This is a genomic window from Lysobacter sp. K5869 (assembly GCF_018847975.1).
Lineage (GTDB): Bacteria > Pseudomonadota > Gammaproteobacteria > Xanthomonadales > Xanthomonadaceae > Lysobacter.
The window spans coordinates 113,413-134,143 of sequence record NZ_CP072597.1; the positions used below are offsets into that span (position 1 = coordinate 113,413).

The 20,731-nt window shown below is 68.4% G+C and carries 18 protein-coding genes; 9 read left to right on the plus strand and 9 right to left on the minus strand.

Annotated features, from left to right (window positions below; genetic code table 11):
- The first annotated feature begins 92 nt into the window (after positions 1 to 92).
- Positions 93 to 1,679, plus strand: coding sequence for a bifunctional phosphoribosylaminoimidazolecarboxamide formyltransferase/IMP cyclohydrolase (gene purH / locus J5226_RS00455; protein WP_215837901.1), 1,587 nt, complete (start codon positions 93 to 95; stop codon positions 1,677 to 1,679).
- Positions 1,680 to 1,725: 46 nt separating this feature from the next.
- On the plus strand, positions 1,726 to 2,436 hold the full coding sequence (locus tag J5226_RS00460; protein ID WP_215837902.1) for a hypothetical protein: 711 nt from the start codon (positions 1,726 to 1,728) through the stop codon (positions 2,434 to 2,436).
- A 289-nt stretch (positions 2,437 to 2,725) separates the two neighbouring features.
- Here J5226_RS00460 and J5226_RS00465 read toward each other — a convergent pair whose 3' ends face one another.
- Complete coding sequence (locus J5226_RS00465; RefSeq protein ID WP_215837903.1) at positions 2,726 to 4,183, minus strand: sodium:alanine symporter family protein; 1,458 nt, start codon at positions 4,181 to 4,183, stop codon at positions 2,726 to 2,728.
- A gap of 327 nt (positions 4,184 to 4,510) precedes the next feature.
- Here J5226_RS00465 and purD point away from each other — a divergent pair, with 327 nt between their 5' ends.
- Complete coding sequence (gene purD, locus J5226_RS00470) at positions 4,511 to 5,809, plus strand: phosphoribosylamine--glycine ligase (protein WP_215837904.1); 1,299 nt, start codon at positions 4,511 to 4,513, stop codon at positions 5,807 to 5,809.
- A gap of 156 nt (positions 5,810 to 5,965) precedes the next feature.
- Here the strand turns inward: purD and J5226_RS00475 are convergent, their stop codons facing one another.
- Positions 5,966 to 6,247: a hypothetical protein gene (locus tag J5226_RS00475; RefSeq protein WP_215837905.1), complete on the minus strand. Its 282-nt coding sequence runs from the start codon at positions 6,245 to 6,247 to the stop codon at positions 5,966 to 5,968.
- Positions 6,248 to 6,386: 139 nt separating this feature from the next.
- Positions 6,387 to 7,880: a cardiolipin synthase gene (gene cls / locus J5226_RS00480; RefSeq protein WP_215837906.1), complete on the minus strand. Its 1,494-nt coding sequence runs from the start codon at positions 7,878 to 7,880 to the stop codon at positions 6,387 to 6,389.
- Between the two features lie 321 nt (positions 7,881 to 8,201).
- On the opposite strand from cls, the gene J5226_RS00485 reads away from it, so the two are divergent.
- Positions 8,202 to 8,645 (plus strand): hypothetical protein, encoded by a 444-nt coding sequence (locus tag J5226_RS00485; protein ID WP_215837907.1) that lies wholly within the window; start codon positions 8,202 to 8,204, stop codon positions 8,643 to 8,645.
- A 340-nt stretch (positions 8,646 to 8,985) separates the two neighbouring features.
- Complete coding sequence (locus tag J5226_RS00490) at positions 8,986 to 9,612, plus strand: DUF1345 domain-containing protein (protein WP_215837908.1); 627 nt, start codon at positions 8,986 to 8,988, stop codon at positions 9,610 to 9,612.
- Positions 9,613 to 9,725: 113 nt separating this feature from the next.
- Here J5226_RS00490 and J5226_RS00495 read toward each other — a convergent pair whose 3' ends face one another.
- A complete protein-coding gene (locus J5226_RS00495) occupies positions 9,726 to 10,130 on the minus strand; it encodes a hypothetical protein (protein ID WP_215837909.1) in 405 nt (134 codons plus the stop codon).
- Positions 10,131 to 10,313: 183 nt separating this feature from the next.
- Positions 10,314 to 10,577 carry a hypothetical protein gene (locus J5226_RS00500; RefSeq protein WP_215837910.1) on the minus strand — a complete coding sequence of 88 codons (264 nt, stop codon included), beginning with the start codon at positions 10,575 to 10,577 and terminating at the stop codon, positions 10,314 to 10,316.
- 404 nt (positions 10,578 to 10,981) lie between these two features.
- Between J5226_RS00500 and J5226_RS00505 the strand changes: the two genes are divergently transcribed.
- Positions 10,982 to 11,581, plus strand: coding sequence for a mechanosensitive ion channel family protein (locus J5226_RS00505; RefSeq protein WP_255323076.1), 600 nt, complete (start codon positions 10,982 to 10,984; stop codon positions 11,579 to 11,581).
- A 152-nt stretch (positions 11,582 to 11,733) separates the two neighbouring features.
- On the opposite strand, the gene J5226_RS00510 is transcribed toward J5226_RS00505, so the two are convergent.
- Entirely contained in the window at positions 11,734 to 12,783 is a 1,050-nt protein-coding gene (locus J5226_RS00510; RefSeq protein WP_215837912.1) for an alpha/beta hydrolase, read from the minus strand.
- Between the two features lie 375 nt (positions 12,784 to 13,158).
- On the opposite strand from J5226_RS00510, the gene J5226_RS00515 reads away from it, so the two are divergent.
- From J5226_RS00515 to J5226_RS00525, 3 genes are all read left to right on the plus strand, one after another.
- Complete coding sequence (locus J5226_RS00515; protein WP_215837913.1) at positions 13,159 to 15,042, plus strand: MFS transporter; 1,884 nt, start codon at positions 13,159 to 13,161, stop codon at positions 15,040 to 15,042.
- 120 nt (positions 15,043 to 15,162) lie between these two features.
- Positions 15,163 to 15,486, plus strand: a complete 324-nt coding sequence (locus tag J5226_RS00520; protein WP_215837914.1) for a CD225/dispanin family protein — start codon at positions 15,163 to 15,165, stop codon at positions 15,484 to 15,486.
- A gap of 20 nt (positions 15,487 to 15,506) precedes the next feature.
- Complete coding sequence (locus tag J5226_RS00525; RefSeq protein WP_215837915.1) at positions 15,507 to 15,926, plus strand: DUF2752 domain-containing protein; 420 nt, start codon at positions 15,507 to 15,509, stop codon at positions 15,924 to 15,926.
- A 19-nt stretch (positions 15,927 to 15,945) separates the two neighbouring features.
- Here J5226_RS00525 and J5226_RS00530 read toward each other — a convergent pair whose 3' ends face one another.
- From J5226_RS00530 to J5226_RS00540, 3 genes are all read right to left on the minus strand, one after another.
- Positions 15,946 to 18,801 (minus strand): TonB-dependent receptor, encoded by a 2,856-nt coding sequence (locus J5226_RS00530; protein WP_215837916.1) that lies wholly within the window; start codon positions 18,799 to 18,801, stop codon positions 15,946 to 15,948.
- A gap of 93 nt (positions 18,802 to 18,894) precedes the next feature.
- A complete protein-coding gene (locus J5226_RS00535; protein WP_215837917.1) occupies positions 18,895 to 19,902 on the minus strand; it encodes a FecR domain-containing protein in 1,008 nt (335 codons plus the stop codon).
- The gene (locus tag J5226_RS00540; RefSeq protein WP_345778191.1) at positions 19,899 to 20,654 is read right to left on the minus strand and encodes an RNA polymerase sigma factor; all 756 of its coding nucleotides are present in this window, start codon (positions 20,652 to 20,654) and stop codon (positions 19,899 to 19,901) included. Before J5226_RS00540 ends, J5226_RS00535 begins: the two co-directional genes overlap by 4 nt.
- Positions 20,655 to 20,731 lie beyond the last annotated feature (77 nt).

Here is a 20,731-nt window from a genome sequence, read left to right on the forward strand (position 1 = left end):
GCGTCCGGACGCCGCCCCGAGGCGCTGAACGGGCGGCCCGGCCGGCCCGCGCGGCTATAATTCCCGCGCCCTTCCGCTGCCCTCCTCCCCGCATGACCTCCGAGCTTTCCGCCGGTAATCCGGTACGCATCCGTCGCGCCTTGCTGTCCGTGTCCGACAAGACCGGCCTGATCGAACTCGCCCGCGCCCTCGCCGCGCACGGCGTCGAACTGCTGTCCACCGGCGGCACCGCCAAGGCCATCCGCGACGCCGGCCTGCCGGTGCGCGACGTGGCCGAGGTCACCGGCTTCCCGGAAATGATGGACGGCCGGGTCAAGACCCTGCATCCGGTCGTGCACGGCGGCCTGCTCGGCCGCGCCGGCCTCGACGACGCGGTGATGGCGCAGCACGGCATCGGCGCGATCGACCTGCTGGTGCTCAATCTGTATCCGTTCGAGAAAGTCTCGGCCGACCCGAACAGCTCGTTCGAGGACGTGATCGAGAACATCGACATCGGCGGCCCGGCCATGCTGCGTTCGGCGGCGAAGAACTTCGCCCGCGTCGCCGTCGCCACCGACCCGGCCCAGTACGCCGCGCTGCTCGCCGAACTCGACGCCCACGCCGGCGCGCTCTCGGCCAAGACCCGCTTCGCCCTGTCGGTGGCCGCGTTCAACCGCGTCGCCCAGTACGACGCGGCGATCAGCAACCACCTCTCGGCCATCGCCGAGGACGGCGCCAAGCTCGAATTCCCGGCCCAGCACAACGCCAGCTTCGTCAAGGTCATGGACCTGCGCTACGGCGAGAACCCGCACCAGAGCGGCGCGTTCTACCGCGAAGCGCAGCCGCTGCCGGGCACCCTGGCCAGCTTCGTCCAGCTGCAGGGCAAGGAACTGAGCTACAACAACCTCGCCGACGCCGACGCCGCGTGGGAATGCGTGCGCCAGTTCGAGCGCCCGGCCTGCGTGATCGTCAAGCACGCCAACCCCTGCGGCGTGGCCGAAGGCGTGGCCTGCGGCGACGCTTACGAACTGGCCTACGCCACCGACCCGACCTCGGCCTTCGGCGGCATCATCGCCTTCAACACCAAGCTCGACGCCGCCACGGCCAAGGCCATCCTCGACCGCCAGTTCGTCGAAGTGCTGATCGCGCCGGAGTACGAAGACGCCGCGGTCGAGTACGCCAAGAAGAAGGCCAACGTGCGCGTGCTGCGCATCCCCAATGGCGACGGCCGCAACGCGCTGGACTTCAAGCGCATCGGCTCGGGCCTGTTGGTGCAGAGCGCGGACCTGCGCGAAGTCGGCCGCGACGAGTTGAAGGTGGTCAGCAAACTGGCGCCGACGCAGGCGCAGCTGGCCGATCTGCTGTTCGCCTGGCGCATCGCCAAGTTCGTCAAATCCAACGCGATCGTCTACGCCCGCGACCACCGCAGCATCGGCATCGGCGCCGGGCAAATGAGCCGCGTGGTCAGCGCCAAGATCGCCGCGCTCAAGGCCGAAGAGGCCGGGCTGGCGGTGCCGGGTTCGGTGATGGCGTCGGACGCGTTCTTCCCGTTCCGCGACGGCATCGACGCCGCCGCGGCCGCCGGCATCAAGGCGGTGATCCAGCCGGGCGGTTCGATGCGCGACAACGAAGTCGTCGCCGCGGCCGACGAGCACGGGCTGGCGATGGTGTTCACCGGCGTGCGCCACTTCCGCCACTGAGCCGCCACCGGTGCGGGCGCCTCGGCGCCCGCGCCGCGCGCCCGTCATGCCGCTGGAATTCAAACCGTATCCCTCGCCCGACCAGCACGCGCTCGGCCGTAGCCTGCTGCGCTCGCTGACGCGCAAGCTGATCGTGCTCGCGGTGTTGGCCGCGGCGCTGGTGCTGTGGGCCGGCTGGCAGTATTCGCAGCGGCAGTCGGTCGAGACCAAGACGCTCGGCGATTACCGCATCGGCGGCGACGCGGTCACCGTGTTGCTGGTCCAGCCCGATGTCTCGCTCGACCTAGGCACCGGGCTGCGCGGCGATTACACCGCGCAGCTCGCGCGCGCCGTCGCCGCGCAGTTGGCGCAGTTGGGCTACCGCACGCGCCAGCTGTCGGCGCGCAGCGACGAAGAGCGCTTCGGCCAAGTCTCGCGCCTGGAAGACAAGAACGCCGCCATCGCGCATCAGACGCAAACCCTGCAGTCGCTGCGCGAAACCGCGGCGCCGGTGCTGCGGGTGTCGCTGGAAGGCCTGGAGAACGACGGCTCGGTCGTCACCCGGCAGCGCTACAAGGTCGAACTGCTCGACCCGCGCACGCTGGAGCCTTCGTGGGAAGCGCTGCTGACGTGGCGCGAAGGGCGCTCGCAATCGATCGCCTTGCTCTGGCATCTGCGCCAGAACCGGCTGCCGCCGCCGTTGTGGGACAGTCTGGCGGCGCTGGCGGTGGAGCGGATGCGCGAGGACGGCAAATTGCCGGCCGACGCGATCCATTAACCCCGCCCGCTTCGCCGCACCCGCGCCACCGTCATTCCGGCGAAAGCCGGACTCCATTTTGATTTTGCCTTTGCCTTTGTTCTTTCGCGCAAGAAGCGCGGAAGCGACGGCAAAATGGATTCCGGCTTTCGCCGGAATGACGGGGTGTGAGGATGGGGAAATCGCCCTGTAGGAGCGGCGCGAGCCGCGACCGCGACACCGCCCCTGCGACGAACCCCGCACAACGCGGCGCCTGTACACGCGGCGCCTCCGCACGCAGCGCCTGCGCACGCACGCGCCCGTCGGCCGCTTACGCCCCCGGCTTAGCCCGCTCCTTCCAAATCTCGTGATCCACCCCATGCCCCAACTCGGGATACTGGGAAATGTGGAACTCCGGCGACTTGCCCTCGTCCAACTGCCGGTCGTAGTCGCGGGTCAGCTTCACCACCACCTTCGCCAGCAACAGCACCGCGATCAGGTTCAGCGTCGCCATCACCGCCATCGCCGCGTCGGCCGCGTCCCACACCAGCTGCACCTTCGAGAACACGCCCCACACGATCACGCACAGCGCGACGATGCGCAGCACGAACAGCGATTTGCGCCCGCCGCCGATGTAGAGCAAACCGCTCTCGGCGTAGGAGTAATTGCCCAGGATCGTGGTGAAGGCGAAGAAGAACAGCGCGATCGACGCGAACCACGCGCCCCACTCGCCGAAGAACACGGTCATCGCGCGCTGGGTGATGACCACGCCGTCGCCGCCCTGGCCGAGCACGCCCGACAGCAGCACGATCAGGCCGGTCGCGGTGCAGATGAACATGGTGTCGAAGAACACGCCCAGCGACTGCACGAAGCCCTGGCTGGACGGGTGATGCGGCACCGGCGTCGCGGCCGCGGCGATGTTGGGCGCGCTGCCCATGCCGGCCTCGTTGGCGTACAAGCCGCGCTTGACGCCGTTGAGCATCGCCGCCGCCATGCCGCCGGCGATGCCGCCCGCGGCCTGATCGATGCCGAACGCGCCGCGCAGGATCATCATCACCGCCGCCGGCACTTGGTCGTAGTGCGCGATCAGCGCCCACAGCGCCAGGCCGATGTAGCCGGCCGACATGAACGGCACCACCCATTCGGCGACCTTGGCGATCGAACGCAGCCCGCCGAAGATGATCGTGCCGGTCAGCACCACCAGCACCACGGCGACCGTGGTCTGCGAGAACTTGAAGGTCTCGCCCACCGACTGGGCGATGGCGTTGGCGTGCACGCCGTTGAACACCACGCCGTACGAGAACAGCAAGCAGGCCGCGAACGCCCAGCCCATCTTCGGCGCGCGCAAGCCGCGGGCGATGTAGTAGGCCGGGCCGCCGCGGTACTGGCCGTTCTCGTCGCGCACCTTGTACAGCTGCGCCAGCGAACTTTCGGCATAGGCCGTGGCCATGCCCACCGCGGCCGTGCACCACATCCAGAACAACGCGCCCGGGCCGCCCAGGCTCATCGCGATGGCGACGCCGGCGAGGTTGCCGGTGCCCACGCGCGCGGCCAGCGACGTGCACAGCGCCTGGAACGGCGAGATGCCGGCGTTGTCGCCGTCGGTGCCGCGGCCGATCACCTTGAGCATGTGCGGGAAGCGGCGCACCTGCAGCAAGCGCAGGCGCACGGTGAAGAAGATGCCGACCGCGAGCAGGCCGTAGATCAGCACGTAGTTCCACAGCACGTTGTTGATCGCGCCGATGATCGGAGAGATGGCGCGTTCGATCAGGTGCAGCAGCCAGTCCATGCGGTCGGTTCCGGAGTTGGGGCGAGAAGGAAAGTCGGTGGATGCGGCCGCGTCCGCGCGGCCCAGCGCCTGGATTCGCGCCCGGGCCCGCGCCTCGCGCGCGCCGCCCGCACCGGGCGCGATCGCGCGAAACCGCGGAAAACCCGGCCCGGACCCGCGGCCGCCCCGGCGCCGCGGGCACCGCAAGCGGGCGCGCGGTCCCCTCCCTGGGCCGGAAGCGAGCGATGGTAGCAGCCCGGTCGCCCCGCCCCGTCCCCTGCCGTAAAATCCCATGCGGCATAAGCCGCTGCTCATCCGTCATTTCCCCCTAAATTCCCTGGAGTACGCATGAAGGTCCTCGTCATCGGGTCCGGCGGGCGCGAACACGCGCTGGCCTGGAAGCTCGCCCAATCCCCGCGCATCGACGAGGTCCTGGTCGCTCCCGGCAACGCCGGCACCGCGCGCGAAGGCAAATGCCGCAACGTCGCGGTGGCCGCCACCGACATCGACGGCCTGCTGAAACTCGCCGCCGACGAAGGCGTCGCGGTCACCGTGGTCGGCCCTGAGGCGCCGCTGGTGGCCGGCGTGGTCGACCGCTTCCGCGCCGCCGGCCGCCGCATCTTCGGGCCCACCGCCGCCGCCGCCCAGCTCGAAGGCAGCAAGGCCTTCGCCAAGGACTTCCTCGCCCGCCACGGCATCCCGACCGCTTACTACGCGGTGCACACCGACGTCGACGCGGCCCTGGCCTACGTGCGCGAGAAGGGCGCGCCGATCGTGGTCAAGGCCGACGGCCTCGCCGCAGGCAAGGGCGTGATCGTCGCGACGACGCTGGGCGAAGCCGAAGACGCGGTCCGCGACATGCTCTCCGGCAACGCCTTCGGCGCCGCCGGCGCGCGCGTGGTGATCGAGGAATTCCTCGACGGCGAAGAAGCCAGCTTCATCTCCATGGTCGACGGCAAAAACGCGCTGCCGATGGCGACCTCGCAAGACCACAAGCGCGTCGGCGACGGCGACACCGGCCCGAACACCGGCGGCATGGGCGCGTACTCGCCCGCGCCGGTGGTCACTCAAGAAGTCCACGACCGGGTCATGCGCGAAGTGGTGATGCCGACCGTGCGCGGCATGGCCAGCGACGGCGTGCCGTTCACCGGCTTCCTCTACGCCGGCCTGATGATCGACGCCAGCGGCGCGCCGAAGGTCATCGAGTTCAACGTGCGCTTCGGCGATCCGGAAACCCAGCCGGTGATGCTGCGCCTGCGTTCGGACCTGCTCGATCTGGTCGAGGCCGCGCTCGACGAACGCCTCGACACGACCCAGGCCGATTGGGATCCGCGCCCCTCGCTCGGCGTGGTGATGGCCGCCGAGCACTACCCCGACACGCCGCGCACCGGCGACCCCATCAACGAATGGGACGCGCCGCTGCCCGCCGACACCTACGTCTTCCACGCCGGCACCCAGCTCGTCGACGGCCAGGCCGTGACCGCCGGCGGCCGCGTGCTGTGCGTGTGCGGGTTGGGCGACAGCGTCGCCGACGCGCAGCGGCGCGCCTACGAAGGCGTGGCCGGGATTTCGTGGCAGGGCGAGTTCCATCGCCACGACATCGGCTGGCGCGCGATCGAACGCGAGCAGCAAGTCGCGAAGCCGTAAGCCGCTCGCGAGCGAAAAACAAAACGGCCGGGAGCGCGAGCCCCGGCCGTTTTCGTGTAGCCCTGTAGGAGCGGCGTGAGCCGCGACCGCGAAACCACGCCTACGTCGCAACCGCGATGTCGGGGTCGCAGCTCACGCAGCTCCTACGGCCAGACTTCAATGCAACGCCGTCGGCGTCTCTTCCGGCGCCGGCTGCAACGACACCGCCACCTCCTCCAACTCCGCGATCTCCTGATCCAGGGCGTCGTACAACTCGCCCTGCCGCGTCATCAACTCCTCGATCCGCTGCGCCTGCTTGAGCTTCTTCAACTCGCCGTCGAACAGCAGCCACTGCGCGGTCAGCTGCTCGACGTAATTCTTGGCGTAGTGGCGCATTTCCTTGAGCTGGTTCAGCGTCGAATTCACGTGATCCAACGGCGTCTTGCTGTCGGCGGACATGGCGGCCTCCTCGTTGCAAGGTGAGGCCTCAGGGTATCGGGGCGAAGCTGGCTGGGGACGAAACGCGCGCGGCGATGCGCGTCGCAGATTCACCCGGCGCCGACATTCCCGACTGCGCGAAAGCGCGGATCGCGGGATTTCACAGCACCGGCGACATCATCGCCACCGCGTTCTGGATCAGGCGCGCAGGGAACGGCCACGCCTCCACGTCGGCGAGCGCGATCCGCTGCGAGACCGACAAATACTTCTCCTGCCGCTGGCGCACGGCCGCGACGACCGCTTTATCGGCCACCAACAGATTGTTCTCGAAATTCAGATCGAGACTGCGCCGATCCATGTTCGCCGAGCCGAGCAAGACGATCTCGCCGTCCAACGTCATCGCTTTGGCGTGCAGCAACCCCAAGGGATATTCGTAGACCTCCACGCCGCATTGCAGCAGATCGGCGTACGCGCTGCGGCAGGCCTGCCCCACCAGCCACGAATCGTTGCGCTGCGGAAACACGATCCGCGTCGTCACGCCGCGCCGCGGCGCCGCGCAGATCGCGCGCAGGATCGATTCGTCGGGAACGAAATAAGGCGTGACGATCACCAGTTCGTGCCGCGCCGCATAGATGCAGGCGACGAACATATCGGTCATCGCGTTGTGGCGGGTGACCGGACCGGTTTCGAACGCCTGCGCGATGCATCGCTCATCGAAACGCTCGGGCGTTACCGCGTCGGGGTAATGCTCCAGCCCTTCCTCGCCGGTCTCCGGAATCCAGCCGCTGAGGAACAGGAACTGCGCCTGCCGCACCACCGGCCCCTCGCAACGCAGCAACAGATCGATCCACGGCGCATACGCGGCCTTGACCCGGAACTCGGCGTCGGCGCAGTTCTGGCTGCCGCAGTAGGCGATGCGGTTGTCGATCACCACGATCTTGCGGTGATCGCGCAGGTCCATGCGGCTGAAGGCCATGTGCTGCAAGCGGTTGATGTCGTCGAGCGTGCGCAACAGCTTGACGCCGGCGCCGCCGAGTTGCGCCCAGCGTTCGCCGGCGATGAAGGCGCGCGAGCCGAACGCGTCCACCATCACCCGGCAGGCGACGCCGCGGCGCGCGGCGCCGGCGACCGCGTCGGCGACGCGGCCGCCGACGTAGTCGTCGAGCCAGATGTAGAAGGCGATGTGCACCGATTCGCGCGCCCGCTCGATATCGGCGATCAGCGCGTCGAGCGCCGCCTGACAATCGCGCTTGGGCTGATCGGCCGGACTGTCGGCCGCGCCGAGCAGCGCGATCCGGTTGCCGCCGACCGCATGAAAACCGTTGATCGAACTCGCCAGTTCGAACAACGACGCCGCGTTGTCGGCCAGCTCGCGCGGCGCGTTGGCCGCGTCGTCGGTCGAGGGCATGCGCTTGTACGCGTTCTCGATGCGCTCCACGCGCTTGCGGCCGATGCTGGTTTCGCCGAGCAACAGATACGCGACCATGCCGATCACCGGCGCCAGCATGATCACCGCCACCCACGCCGCGCGCGAAGCGGGCGTGCGGTTGGGCCGGGTCAAGGCGCGCGCGGCGGCGAGCAAATGCGCGACGAACAGCACCGCGGTCACGCCCAGATTCAGCGACGCAGGCAACCAGCTCCAATCGAACGGCATGCGGTCTCCTTCGATCCGTACCTGAATCCGGTGCGCGGCACGGCGTTCGCGCGCTCGCACCGCGCGGAATCAGAGTGCCTCGCGGCGCTCGCCAAAGTCCAGCCGCGCCGATGTTTCGTCCATGCCCCGCCGGTGCGGCGCGAACCGCGGCCACCGTTTCATCCCCCGATAACGAGCCCTCTGCCTCACTTCGACGGACACGCGACTCGAGCGTGCTAGCTTCGTAGCGACCCGGATCGCCTGCGTTCGTCGCGAACGCTCCGCAACCGCGCCTTCGCGCCCGCGATCCCGCACGATCGTTCACCCGGCAGGAGTCTCCCGTTGAGCAACCCCGACCTAGACCTGTCCACGCCCGAGACCGCCCTGCACGCGTTCGAGGACGCCTGCCGTGGCGGCGACCGCGATCTCGCCCAGCGATGCCGCAACTTCGAGCACGAAGCCGAACTGCTGCTGCACCACCCGCGCGCGCGCGGCAACGCCGCGCTGCCGGCCGCCGATCCCGCGGCGGTCGCCGACGCGCTGGAACGCGAATGGCGGCAAGCGCGCCTACCCGATTTCCTCGGCGTCGCCACCAGCGTCGCCGCCGTCGAGCATTTCGGCGGCCGCTTTTTCGTAGTCACGCAGAACGTGCGCAACGCCGACGGCAGAACGTTTTCGCATCGGCTTTACATGTCGCATTCGGAAGGCGGCTGGGCGGTGCTGCGCCCGGTGCCGGCTTACGAAGCGCCCGCCGAGCCCAAGCCGTGGTGGGCGGTCTGGCGCTGAACTCGCGTTGCCCGCGTCGCCGTCGCTCTCGCGGTTTGCGTTCGTCGCGTTGCCGTTGCGCGAGCCGCTCGGCGATGCGCGGCGCGATGGCGTCGTAGTCGACTCAGGCGGCCTGCGTCATTCGCTCGGGGTCGTCGTGGAACTGGTTGGAGCTTGCGAACGCCGCGGCGATCTCCGCCACTCAACGCAATTCGTCGGGCACGCGTCCCCGGCAGGCTCGCCGACGCACGCGGCGCATCGCGCGTGCGACGCCCCGCCGCCGCGCTGGCTAGCCCGCCGCCGCCGGCGCTATTCTTGCCCTGCCGTCGCCACCGACCGGCGCGCCTAGCGAGGGCTGCCCATGCTCGATTCCCGTCGGTTCTTGTTCCTGCTGATCGGCGCCGCCTACGCGCTCGGCTTTCTGGCGGCGCCGTGGCTGGGCTGGCAGCGCGCGGTCATCGTCGCCGCGAACGGCTTCTTCGTCGTCTACCTCGCGCTCGCCCTGCCCAGCCTGCACCGCCTGAGCGGGCAGCGCCTGCGCAAGGCCGCGGTGAAAAGCGACGTGCCGGTCTACGCGCTGTTCCTGATCGTCGTCTCGACCGTGACCACCGCGCTGGCCGCGTTGTTCATGACCATCAACGCCGAACACCGTCCCGGCCTCGCCTGGCTGATCGTCGCCCTGCTGTCGATCCCCTTGGGCTGGGCGACCATCCACATGCTCGCCGCCTCGCACTACGCCCACCTCTACTGGCGCCCCGGCCCCGCCAACGAACCGCGCCGCGGCCTGGATTTCCCCGGCGAAGGCGACCCGGCCGCGCTGGACTTCGTCTACTTCTCGTTCGTGATCGGCATGGCCGCGCAGACCTCGGACGTGGCGATCTCCGGGCGGGCGTTGCGGCGGTTCGCGTTGATGCACTCGATCGTGGCGTATTTCTTCAATGCGGTGTTGGTGGCGGCGGCGGTGAATGTGGCGGTGGCGGCGAATTGAAGGACGAATCGCGGCGGTCGACCGCCCGCCGGACCGAATAGGAACAGCTCGGCAGCCGTCCACCTACAAATCCACACCACCCGGCCCGCGACGCGAGCCGGGCGGCTTATGGCTCAGACCGCGGCTCGCTTTCGCAGCGGACCGAACAACGCGATCCGATACCCCGCCTTGCGGATCAGGCTTGCCGAGAAGAACAGCAGCACCACGATGCAGATCAGCCGCAGATACGGAACGATCGTGGACAACACGATGACACCGGTGATGAAGCCCGACCAATCCAACGCGCTCGCCGCCAGATAACTGCCGTAGGCGCCGGCCACGAACGCCACCACCGTCAGCAGCGTGGCGACCAACCCCCACGGCCCCGGCAGTTCCATCGTCGCCGCCATGATCGCCAGCCCCACCGTCGCGATGCTGGTCAGAAACGCGAGCACCAACAACCGCAGCCCTAGGAGCGCGTCCTTGGCGGCCGCTTCGAGCTTGTGGTTGGAATTGAAAGTGACGTTGCTCAGGTCCACGCCTACCCCCTATAGGTCGTTGAGCCGCGATTGTGTGCGAAGCGCGGCCGCACCACCAGATCCCACGGCCATCGCACAGCTTCCCGCTTCTCCGCCAAACGCCACGCTCTAGTCTGGATCGCCGCCCGGCTGATCGAAGTAATGGCAACCGGCCAGATCGGCTTCAGAGGGCGCGTTCTTGGCTCAGTCGCAGATTTCGTCGATGAACTTCTTGATTTCGGGATCGACGTTGCGGGCCCGATACATATTGAAATAGAAGAACCCCAGAAACAGGAAGCCGCCGCCCGCCATAAGAATGACGGCAAGAACGGCTATGCCGCTTTTCGAGCGGGTGGCCGCATCCAGGAACTCCATCAGATCGAAATCGACGCCGTGCATCGACATCACGCCAAACGCGATGATGGCCAACCCTATGGCGATGGAAAGAAAGCCCTTGATGAGATACATGTTTGTCCCTTAACTCGATCTTTGCGGCACGGCCGGCCTGCGCGGCCCGAGCTCGGCGAAACCGCCCAGTGTTTCTGCTTCGAGCCGAAGCCCAGGTCGGCGTGCACGGCGGGGACGGGCCTCACCTCCCGGCGAGGGACGCGCGAATCCGCATGGACAAGCCCCTATCCCCGTCGGCTCCCCCTCCAGCATACGCCGCGGCCGAATCCATCGTTACGACAGCGGGCCGGGTGGATCCGGCCGGCTGCCGCATGGTTCTGCTCGCGACTACGTACCCAACCGCGGCGTCGACAAAGGGTGTAGGCCACTTTCGACAAACAGCGCCGGGTTTCGGCACTGCGCGCTAACTCCCCGCCCCTTACACTGCCGGTCCATCCCCGCCGAGACCGCCCGCAATGTCCCCCATGCTCGCCCAGGCCACCTACATCGCCACGAAAATCGGCGAGGCCTTCGCGATCCTGGCCGCCGCGTGGCTGTTGACCACGCTGCTGCGCCAGTTGGTGAAGCGCATGTCCACGCGCTACGACATCGCGCCGGCGTTCGCGCTGGGGCTGCGCCGCGGGCTCAGCACGGTGATCTACATTACCGCGCTGCTGATGTTCCTCAACCGGGTCGGGATTTCCGGGTCGGTGGTGTGGACCACGCTGACCGGGTTCGTCGCGGTGGGCGCGGTGGCGTTCTTCGCGGCGTGGAGCGTGTTGTCGAACATCTTCTGCGCGTTCTTGATCCTCACCACGCGGCCGTTCCGTCTGTACGACTACATCGAAGTGCTGGAGAACGGCGACAAGCCGGGGCTCAAGGGGCGCGTGGTCGACATCAATTTCGTCTACACGACGCTGCAGGAAACCCACGCCAACGGCGACGACACGGTGCTGCAGGTGCCCAACAGCCAGTTCTTCCAGCGCACGACGCGGCGCTGGCGGCACGAGCCGGAGTGGGTGCGAACGCTGCGCGAGCACAAGACCGCCGAGGGCGCGGAGTGGCAAGACGCGGGCGGGCGCTGAGCGCCGCCTCCGGCGTCCGCGAAAGCCGCGCGATCATCCTGTAGGAGCGGCGCGAGCCGCGACCGCGAAACCCCGGCTGCGACGAGCGTTGCGTCGCGAATCGATCGGGCGCGGTCGCGGCTTGCGCCGCTCCTACAGGGGCTTCGGGCGGGTCACAAGGCGACGACATCCATCACCGCTTGAGCGAAGGCCTGCGGCGCTTCCTGCGGCAGGTTGTGGCCGATGCCCCCTTTCAGCTCGCGGTGCTCGTACTTGCCGGTGAACTTGCGCGCATACGCCGCGGCCGGCGGATGCGGGGCGCCGTTGGCGTCGCCCTCCAAAGTAATCGTGGGCACGGCGATGGCCGGCGCTTGCGCGAGCCGCGCTTCCAAGGCGTCGAAGCGCGCTTCGCCTTGCGCCAGACCGAGCCGCCAACGGTAGTTGTGGACGACGATGGCGACGTGGTCGGGGTTGTCGAACGCGGCCGCGCTGCGGGCGAAGGTGGCGTCGTCGAAGCGCCATTGCGGCGAGGCCAGTTCCCAGATCAGGCGGGCGAATTCGCCGCGGTTCTGGGCGTAGCCGCGTTCGCCGCGGTCGGTGGCGAAGTAGAACTGGTACCACCATTGCAGCTCGGCCTTCGGCGGCAGCGGCGCTTGGCCGGCGTGCTGGTTGCCGATCAGGTAGCCGCTCACCGACACCAATCCCTTGCAACGCTGCGGCCACAGCGCGGCCATGATGCCGGCCGTGCGCGCGCCCCAATCGCAGCCGCCGAAGATCGCCGATTCGATGCGCAGCGCGTCGAGCAAGGCGATGGCGTCGGCGGCGAGCGCGGCTTGTTGGCCGTTGCGCGGGGTGTCGGCGGACAGGAACGTCGTCGCGCCGTAGCCGCGCAGATAAGGGACGATCACGCGGTAGCCCTGGCGGGCGAGGATCGGCGCGACCTCGGCGTAGGTGTGGACGTCGTAGGGCCAGCCGTGCAGCAGCAGCACCGGCGTGCCGTCGCGCGGGCCGAGTTCGGCGTAGCTCACGCGCAGGACGCCGGCGTCGATGTGCTTGAGCGGGCCCCAGGCGACCGGCGCCGCGAGCGATACGGCGCGCGGCGCGGCGGCAGCGAAGGCCGGGGCGACGGCGCCGAGCGGGCCGGCGAGCAAGGCCAGCGCGGCGCCGCCGAGCAGGCCGCGGCGGGTGGCGTCGAGAGGGCGGTCGGTCGGGGTAGCGGTCATGGCGGGCTCCGGCGGCGTGGCGTTGGGGTGGGACCATTTCGCCTTCGCCGGGTATCGCCAAGGTGTCCGCGCCGCCGGGGTTTTGTATGCCTGCGTCGGCGCGGGGCGCGGCGATACAGTGGGATACAAAGCGGCGATGCGGCGCCGCATCCCGCCCCCTGCCGACCGTGCAGCCCCGGCGCCGGCATCGGCCGGCGCGAAGACTTCGTCCGTACGCACCCCGCGCGGTCTAAGCCCACAGCCTCGCCGGGCTACTTTCGCGCTACCCGCCCGACCCCGCTACACCCCCGTCAGCCCCTTTTGCTAGGCTCCCAGCGCGAATCCTTCGCATGAGCCGCACATCGACGTGCGGACCCGACCGGACAGCAGGACGGCATGGCGCACAACCAGTTCGCGTTGCTCACCCAACGGCGCTTCCTGCCGTTCTTCCTCACCCAGGCGTTCGGCGCCTTCAACGACAACGTGTACCGGCAGGCGATCATCGGCCTGCTGTTCTATCTGGGCGTCAGCGACGAGCAGCGCACGCTCTACACCAACCTCGCGCCGGCCTTGTTCATCCTGCCCTACTTCCTGTTCTCGGCCACCGCCGGGCAGATCGCCGAGAAGCTGGAAAAGCACAAGCTCATCCGCATCACCACGACGATGGAAATCGTCATCATGTCGCTGGCGGCGGTGGGCTTCCTCACCCAGAACATGACCGTGCTGCTGATCGCGCTGTTCTGCACCGGCTTGCAGTCGACGCTGTTCGGGCCGGTCAAGTATTCGATCCTGCCCTCGGTGTTGAAGCCCGAGGAACTCACCGGCGGCAACGGCCTGGTCGAGATGGGCACCTCGATCTCGATCCTCGCCGGCATGATCTTCGGCGGTTTGATCTTCACCCTGGCCGGCGCGCACGGCCCGATCGTCGCGGCGGTGGCGATCATCGCGCTGGCGGTCACCGGCAACATCGTCAGCCGCTTGATTCCGCGCGCCGACGCCGGCGAGCCGGAGTTGAAGATCAATTGGAACCCGATTCCCGAGTCGGCCAAGATCATGCGCATGACCCGCCGCCAGCCGGCGGTGCGCAACGCGATCCTCGGCGTGTCGTGGTTCTGGTTCGTCGGCACGGTGCTGACCTCGCAGCTGCCGGGCTACGCCGAGGACAACCTCGGCGGCGGACCGACGCTGTACATCTTCGCGCTGGCGCTGTTCTCCATCGGCACCGGCGTGGGCTCGATGCTGTGCGAGAAGCTGTCGGCGCGCACGGTCGAAATCGGCCTGGTGCCGCTGGGCGCGTTCGGCATGACCGCCTTCATGGTCGATCTGTATTTCGCCCATCCCGGCATGGCCACGGCCAAGGGCCTGGACGTGAGCGGCTTCGTCCACAGCCAGGGCGCGTGGCGGATCGTCATGGACTTGGTCGGCATCGGCGTGTTCGCCGGTTTCTTCGTGGTGCCGCTGTTCGCGCTGATCCAGAACCGCTCGCCGAAGAACGAACTGTCGCGCGTGATCGCCGGCATGAACATCCAGAACGCGGCCTTCATCGTGCTGGCGGCGGCGTTGGGCGTGATCGTGCAGCGCTTCTTCCACTGGACGATTCCGCAGGTGTTCCTGGCGCTGGGCATCGTCAACGCCTTGGTCGCGATCTACATCTTCACCATCGTGCCCGAGTTCCTGATGCGCTTCCTCAGCTGGGTGCTGGTGCGCGGCCTGTACCGGCTGCGCGTGGAAGGCACCGAGCGCATTCCCGACGAAGGCCCGGCGCTGATCGTGTGCAACCACGTCAGCTACATGGACCCGCTGATCCTCAGCGCGAGCGTGTCGCGGCCGATCCGCTTCGTCATGTACTACAAGATCTTCAAGATTCCGGTGATGAACTGGATCTTCCGCACCGCCAAGACCATTCCCATCGCCGGCGCCAAGGAAGACCCGGAAGTGCTGCGGCGCGCGTTCGAGGAAATCGAGGCGGCGCTGGCGGACGGCCAGCTGGTCGGCATCTTCCCCGAGGGCGCGCTGACCAAGGACGGCGAGATCGCGCCGTTCAAATCGGGCGTGGAGAAGATTCTGGAAAAGACCCCGGTGCCGGTGGTCCCGATGGCGCTGCGCGGGATGTGGAGCAGCATGTGGAGCAAGCGCGATTCGCGCCTGGGCCGGATGCGGGTGCCGCGCCGGTTCCGCGCCGCGGTCGAGGTGGTGGCCGATCCGCCGCGCGATCCGCAAGGAGTCACCGCCGAAGCGCTGGAAGCCCAGGTGCGCGGGCTGCGCGGGGATCGTGCGTGAGCCTGCGCTGATCTGCGTCCGGGCCGCGCGTTCGGCGTGCCCGGGCGACGCCGGCGCTGCTAGGATGCGGGCAACCGCCGCCGTTCCGGCGCGGCTCTAAGGACTCAGGGGAGAGTCGAAATGAACCAGCCCGTCGCCGCTATTTCGCCGTATCAGAACTATTTGGCCTGGTCGATCACCGTCACCGTGCTGGGCCTGTGCTTCTGCTGCCTGTTCGGCGCCGCGCCGGGCGTGGTGGCGATCGTGTACGGCAGCCAGGTCAACAGCAAGTTCGCCGCCGGCGACGAGGACGGCGCGCGCCGCGCCTCGGAGAACGCCAAGCTGTGGTGCTGGATCGGCACCGCGGTGTCCGCGCTGGGCATCGTCTGGACGATCGTGTCGTTCTTCATCAACGGTTTGTCGTTCGTGCCCAACGGCGATTTCCAGAAGCTGCTGGGCCACTGAGCCCGCGCGCCCCGACGCCCATGCAAGCGCCCGCCCGCCATTACGCGCTCGCCGCCACCGTCGCCGCCGCCGGCGCGGCCGCGGCGGCCGCCACGTGGATCCTGCAACGGGTCGATCCCAACGTCGCCGGCAGTCCGCTGCCGGCCTGCATGTTCCATCGTTTCACCGGGCTGTACTGCCCGGGCTGCGGCATGACCCGCGCGCTGCACGCGCTGGTCCACGGCGATTTCGCCCACGCCGTCGCCATGAACGCTTTGCTGCCGGTGCTGATGGTGGCGCTGCCGCTGCTGGTGCTGCACAGCTTCGGCTATCGCCTGCCGCTGCCGCGGCGCGCGGTCGATACGCTGCTCAGCGCGAAATTCTGGCTGCCGCTGCTCGGCGGTTTCTGGGTGCTGCGCAATCTGCCGTGGCCGCCGTTCTCGTGGCTCGCGCCGGGCTGAGCCCGCGCAGCGGCCGTCCTCAGAAGCGGTACATCGCGCTCAACAGGTAATAGCGCCCGACCGGGTCGTCGTCGACCAGGCTGTAGCCGCCGCTGTTGTAGTCGTAATTCACCGGGCGGCGGTCGTTGAGGTTGCTGATGTTGAGCCCGATCAGCCACTTGTCGAATCCGCCGTAGGCCAGATCCAGATCGAGCAAGGTCGCGCTCGGCGTGCGGCAACGCATCGGCGCGTCGAGGAATTGTTCGCACGGCGAACCCGGGCGGTCGCGCGAGACCGTCGTCGGGCCCATGAAGTGGGCGTTGAGCGTGGCGATCCAATCGCGATAGCTCCAGCGCACGCTGGCCAGCACGGTGCGGTTGGGCGTGCCGAAGCCGGCGTAGTCCAGTTCCGGCGCCAACGGATGCACGCGGCGCAGCAGCCGGTCCATGTAGTGCCCGTTGACGCGGAAACCGAAGTTGCCCCAGCGCTGGGTCTGATAGCGGTATTCGGCGCTGAGCTCCCAACCGGAGACTTCGGTGCTGCCGTAGTTGCCCAGATAGCGCTGCGCGCCGACCAGATAGCCGTATTCGTCGCCGACGAACGCCTCGGGGAACAGCTTGGGATAGTCGAGCGGTTCGATCGGCAGGATTTCGTTGCGGCGGCGGATGCGGTAGCGGTCCACGCTCAGGGTGAAGTCTTCGCTCGGCGTCCACACCACGCCGAAGTTGCGGCTGGTCGAGGTTTCCGGGCGCAGCTTGGTGTTGATGCGCGAGGTCACATCGAGCTCGCAGTAGCCGTTGCCCAGATCCACCGCGCACGGCAGCGGCGCGTCCTTGGCGTCGAGATAGCCCTTGTTGTTGCCCATCGTGATCGGGCGGCGCAGTTCGGCCAAGGTCGGCGCGCGATAGCCCTCGCCGGCCGAGGCGCGCAGGATCAGCGACTTCAACGGCTGCCAGCGCAGGCCGAACATCGGCGAGACCTGATTGCCGTAACCCGAGCTGCGGTCCACCCGCCACGCCGCGTCCATCCACAAGGTTTCGTGCAGCGGCACGTTGACCTCGGCGTAGATCGCCGCGGTGTTGCGGCTGGCGCGGCGCAGATCGAAGGTCTGCGCCAGCGCGACGTCGCCCTTGAGGAACGCGTCGTCGGGCCGGTTGGTCAGCACTTCGCGGCGCGCCTCGAAGCCGGTGGCCAGGCTCAACTCGCCGCCGGGCAATTGCGCCAGCGGGCCTTCGATGCTGCCGGAGAAGGTGTCGAGCACCATCTCGCCGCCGAGCGTGGTCAGCGGCGAGATCCGCTCCAGCACTTCCGGCGTGTTGGTGTCGGCCTTGTTGAAATGCAGGGTCTGGCTCTTCACCTCGGCTTCCACCGCCGGCTCGCTGATCAGGCCGTGGATGCGGTTGTCGACCTTGTTGCGGCGCTGGGCGAGGCTGACGTCCCAATCCCAGCGGCCTTGGAAGCCTTTGACGCCGACGGTGAAGTCGCGGGTGGTGGTGGTGGTGCGGCTGCGGATCGGGCCGACGTCGGAGAACCAGTAGTTCAATCCCAGGCCGTAGAAGCTGTCGGGGTGGCTGCTGGGCAACGACACCACCGCGTTGAACGGCGCGGTCTGCACGTCGAGCTTGACCCGGGTCGCGCGCAGGTCGGCGTAGAACTCCTTGTTGTCGCCGAAGGGCTGACGGAAATAGGTGTACAGCGCGCTGCTGTCGATGCCCGGCTGCAGGCTGACGTAGCGCGGGAAGTCGAGCCGGCAATCGGTGTCGAACTTGGGATTGGTGGCCTCGTCGCCGTCGGCGCAGCCTTTGTTCGGCAGCACCCAATACGCGTAACCGAAGCCGTAGCCGGAACGGTAGCGGCCGTCGGCCTGACCGTTGCGGCGCTGATCCATCGTCGCCCACGAACGTTGGCTGCCGATCAGCGGATTGCGGGTGAAGCGGTCGACGCTGAGGAAGATGCTGCCGCCGCCGGGCGTCTGTTCGCCGAAGCTGGCGTACTGGCGCTGCTGCTCGGCGTCGCCGCGCTGCGACACGCCGTAGCTGGCGCCGACTTCGGCGCCGCGGTAGTCCTTCTTGAGGATGATGTTGACCACGCCGGCCATCGCGTCGGCGCCGTAGATCGCCGAAGCGCCGCCGTGGGCGATCTCGATGTGGTCGACCATGCTCAACGGGATGCCGTTGAGGTCGGTCAGCGCGCCGTAGTCGGTGGAGACCAGGCCGTAGTTGGCCATGCGCCGGCCGTCGACCAGGAACAGCGTCGCGCGCGGGCCCAGCGAGTACAGGCTGGCCGAGGCGGCGGCGGCCGAGGGCACCTGGCTGGCGCCGTTCTCGGTGGCGACGTTGCGCGGGTGGTGGCCGCTCATGCCGGGCATCAGCCGCAGCACGTCGAACAGGGTTTGGTGGCCGCTGGCGCGGATCTGCTCGTTGGTGATCAGAGTCAGCGGCAGCGAGCTCTCGAACGCGGCGCGGCCGATGCGGGTGCCGGTGACGTGGACGGTGTCCAGCTCGGTCGTGGTCGGCCCGCGCGGCGCCGGAGCCGCCGCGACGGCCGGCGCCGGCTGCGGGCGCGGCCGTTGCCGCGGCGCCGGCTGCAGCAAGTAGACATTGGCTTTTACGGCTACCGCGGTGAGGCCGGTGCCGTCCAACAACCGGGCCAGACCTTCCCGTACGGGCGGTTCGCCGCGCAAACCGGCGGTGCGCCGGCGCGCCACCAGGGCCGGCGAATAGATCAGCTGCAAACGATTACGGGTGGCGAACGCGTTCAGCGCGTCGTCTAGCGCGCCTGGGGCAATGGTGTAGCCATCGGCTGGAAGTTCGCCTTGCGAGGCCGGCAAGGCCAAAGCCAAAGGCGAGAACGTCAGCGCGATGGAAACGATGAACGCATGGGAAATCTTGGCCATCCACCAACCGCATCGATCGGGCTACAGCTGAACCGGTGCGCCCCCTGTCGTTGGCGCAGCCCAACCATATCACCGCCGCGACGGCCAGGGGGCTCAGCCCGGATTGCGATGCAGGACAATTTCGTCGTCCGCGGCGCGTTCGGCCTTCAGCGACCAGCCCTGCTCGAGGGCTTCCAGCAGCGCGGCCTGATCGCCGATGTGGAACACGCCGCTGACGGTGATCTTGCCCAGGTTCGGGTCGGCCAGCCGCAGCTTGGTCGCCGAGTAGCGGTTCATCTCGGTGAGCAGCGCGTCCAGGCGGCGGTTCTTGAACACGAGATCGCCGCTGGGCCAGGACTCGGCGACGCTGAGGTCGAGCGGCTCGGGCGGGGTCATGCGGCCGCTGTGGTCGTAGCTGAGCTGCTGGCCCGGGCGCAGGGTGCTGCCGGCCTGGGCCAGCCCGTTGGACACCTGCACCTCGCCCTCGATCAGACCGACGTTGACCTCGCTGCCGTTCTTGAGGACCTGGAAGGTGGTGCCGATGTCGCGGATGGTGCCGGTGCCGGCGATGACCGAGAACGGCCGCGCCGGATCGGCGGCGACCTGGAACTGGACGCGGCCGCGATCGACCTCGATCTCGCGGCGCTCGCCGCTGAAGCGGGCGAGGATCGCGGTGTCGGTGTCGAGCATCACCTGGGTGCCGTCGGCCAGACGCAGCGAACGCTGCTCGCCGACTTGGGTCGCGTAGCGCAGGCTTTCCACCGGCGCCGGCGAACGCAGCCAGCCGACGCCGACGACGGTCGCGACCAGCAAGGATGCGGCCATCGCGGCCGGCGCCCACCAGCGCGAGCGCGCGCGTTCGCGTCCGGTCTGGCGCCAGGCGATGCGCGCGGCGGCTTGCAGCATTTCGTCGCCGGCCAGTTGCGCGGCGGCTTGATGCGCGCGCTCGGCGGCGACGTAGGCGGCGACGTGGGCCGGCGAAGCGTCGAGCCAGCGCTCGAACTCGGCGCGCTCGTGCGGCGTGCATTCGGGCGAGTCCAGCCGCGCTACCCAGGCTTCCGCGCGGCCGTCGTGCGGGCCGGGCGCGTTGGCGTTCGTCGATGTGGGCAGTGTCGTGTTCATGGCTCTTGCAAGGTCTCGTAGCCGCTTTCCTTCATGCGCGCGCGCAACAGCGCGAGCGCCCGGCCGATATTCTTCTCCACCGCCTTTACAGAAATGCCGCAGTGTTTCGCGATCTGCGTGTAACTCATTCCGTTGATGCGGTTGAGCAGGTAGATCTGGCGGCTGCGCACCGGCAACTGCATGATCGCCGCGCGCACCAGCGCCAGTTCCTGCTCGGTCGCCACGCGCTGGTCGTGGCTGGGTTCTTGCGACGGCAGCGCGTGGTAGTCCTCGTCCAGGCTGACGTGTTCGGGCGCGTGGCGGGTCTTCTGCCGGCGCCCGCGATCGTTGAGCGCGTTGATCGCGATGCGGTACATCAGGATCTTCAGCGCGTCGGCCGGCTGGTCGCGATAGCGCAGCATGCGCATCATCGTTTCCTGGGCGATGTCCTGGGCGTCCTCGTGCGAGGCGGCGGACTTGCGCAGGAACGCGATCAGCGCCTCGCGGTTGTCGCGCAGGAACGCGACGAATCCTTCGTCGTCCTGCTGCGCCGTCGCGACCTGATTCGCCGCCGCTGACTCCTCGCCCACGTCCACCTTCGCCCACGCCCCGGTTATCTGCTTCGATACTAGCCCAGCCTCCGCGGCCGGGCGAACGAAGCTCAAGTCGAAACCAGAACGGTCTTGCGCGCCGGACGCCGGCGCCAATCCGATCTGGCCCATGCCGGTTTGATTCAAACCGACTTGAAGCACCGAGGTGAAGCGATTCGCCAAATCCAACTCCTCCGCAAGCGTGATGATCGGCGCAAGACACGAATCGTGTGCCTACGTGGCACACGGGGCCCGATCTT

Excerpts from the sequence above, each read along its gene's own strand:
- purH (WP_215837901.1), top strand. The coding sequence starts at position 93 with ATGACCTCCGAGCTTTCCGCCGGTAATCCGGTACGCATCCGTCGCGCC.
- J5226_RS00460 (WP_215837902.1), top strand. The coding sequence starts at position 1,726 with ATGCCGCTGGAATTCAAACCGTATCCCTCGCCCGACCAGCACGCGCTC.
- J5226_RS00465 (WP_215837903.1), bottom strand. The coding sequence starts at position 4,183 with ATGGACTGGCTGCTGCACCTGATCGAACGCGCCATCTCTCCGATCATC.
- purD (WP_215837904.1), top strand. The coding sequence starts at position 4,511 with ATGAAGGTCCTCGTCATCGGGTCCGGCGGGCGCGAACACGCGCTGGCC.
- J5226_RS00475 (WP_215837905.1), bottom strand. The coding sequence starts at position 6,247 with ATGTCCGCCGACAGCAAGACGCCGTTGGATCACGTGAATTCGACGCTG.
- cls (WP_215837906.1), bottom strand. The coding sequence starts at position 7,880 with ATGCCGTTCGATTGGAGCTGGTTGCCTGCGTCGCTGAATCTGGGCGTG.
- J5226_RS00490 (WP_215837908.1), top strand. The coding sequence starts at position 8,986 with ATGCTCGATTCCCGTCGGTTCTTGTTCCTGCTGATCGGCGCCGCCTAC.
- J5226_RS00500 (WP_215837910.1), bottom strand. The coding sequence starts at position 10,577 with ATGTATCTCATCAAGGGCTTTCTTTCCATCGCCATAGGGTTGGCCATC.
- J5226_RS00505 (WP_255323076.1), top strand. The coding sequence starts at position 10,982 with ATGCTCGCCCAGGCCACCTACATCGCCACGAAAATCGGCGAGGCCTTC.
- J5226_RS00510 (WP_215837912.1), bottom strand. The coding sequence starts at position 12,783 with ATGACCGCTACCCCGACCGACCGCCCTCTCGACGCCACCCGCCGCGGC.
- J5226_RS00515 (WP_215837913.1), top strand. The coding sequence starts at position 13,159 with ATGGCGCACAACCAGTTCGCGTTGCTCACCCAACGGCGCTTCCTGCCG.
- J5226_RS00520 (WP_215837914.1), top strand. The coding sequence starts at position 15,163 with ATGAACCAGCCCGTCGCCGCTATTTCGCCGTATCAGAACTATTTGGCC.
- J5226_RS00525 (WP_215837915.1), top strand. The coding sequence starts at position 15,507 with ATGCAAGCGCCCGCCCGCCATTACGCGCTCGCCGCCACCGTCGCCGCC.
- J5226_RS00530 (WP_215837916.1), bottom strand. The coding sequence starts at position 18,801 with ATGGCCAAGATTTCCCATGCGTTCATCGTTTCCATCGCGCTGACGTTC.
- J5226_RS00535 (WP_215837917.1), bottom strand. The coding sequence starts at position 19,902 with ATGAACACGACACTGCCCACATCGACGAACGCCAACGCGCCCGGCCCG.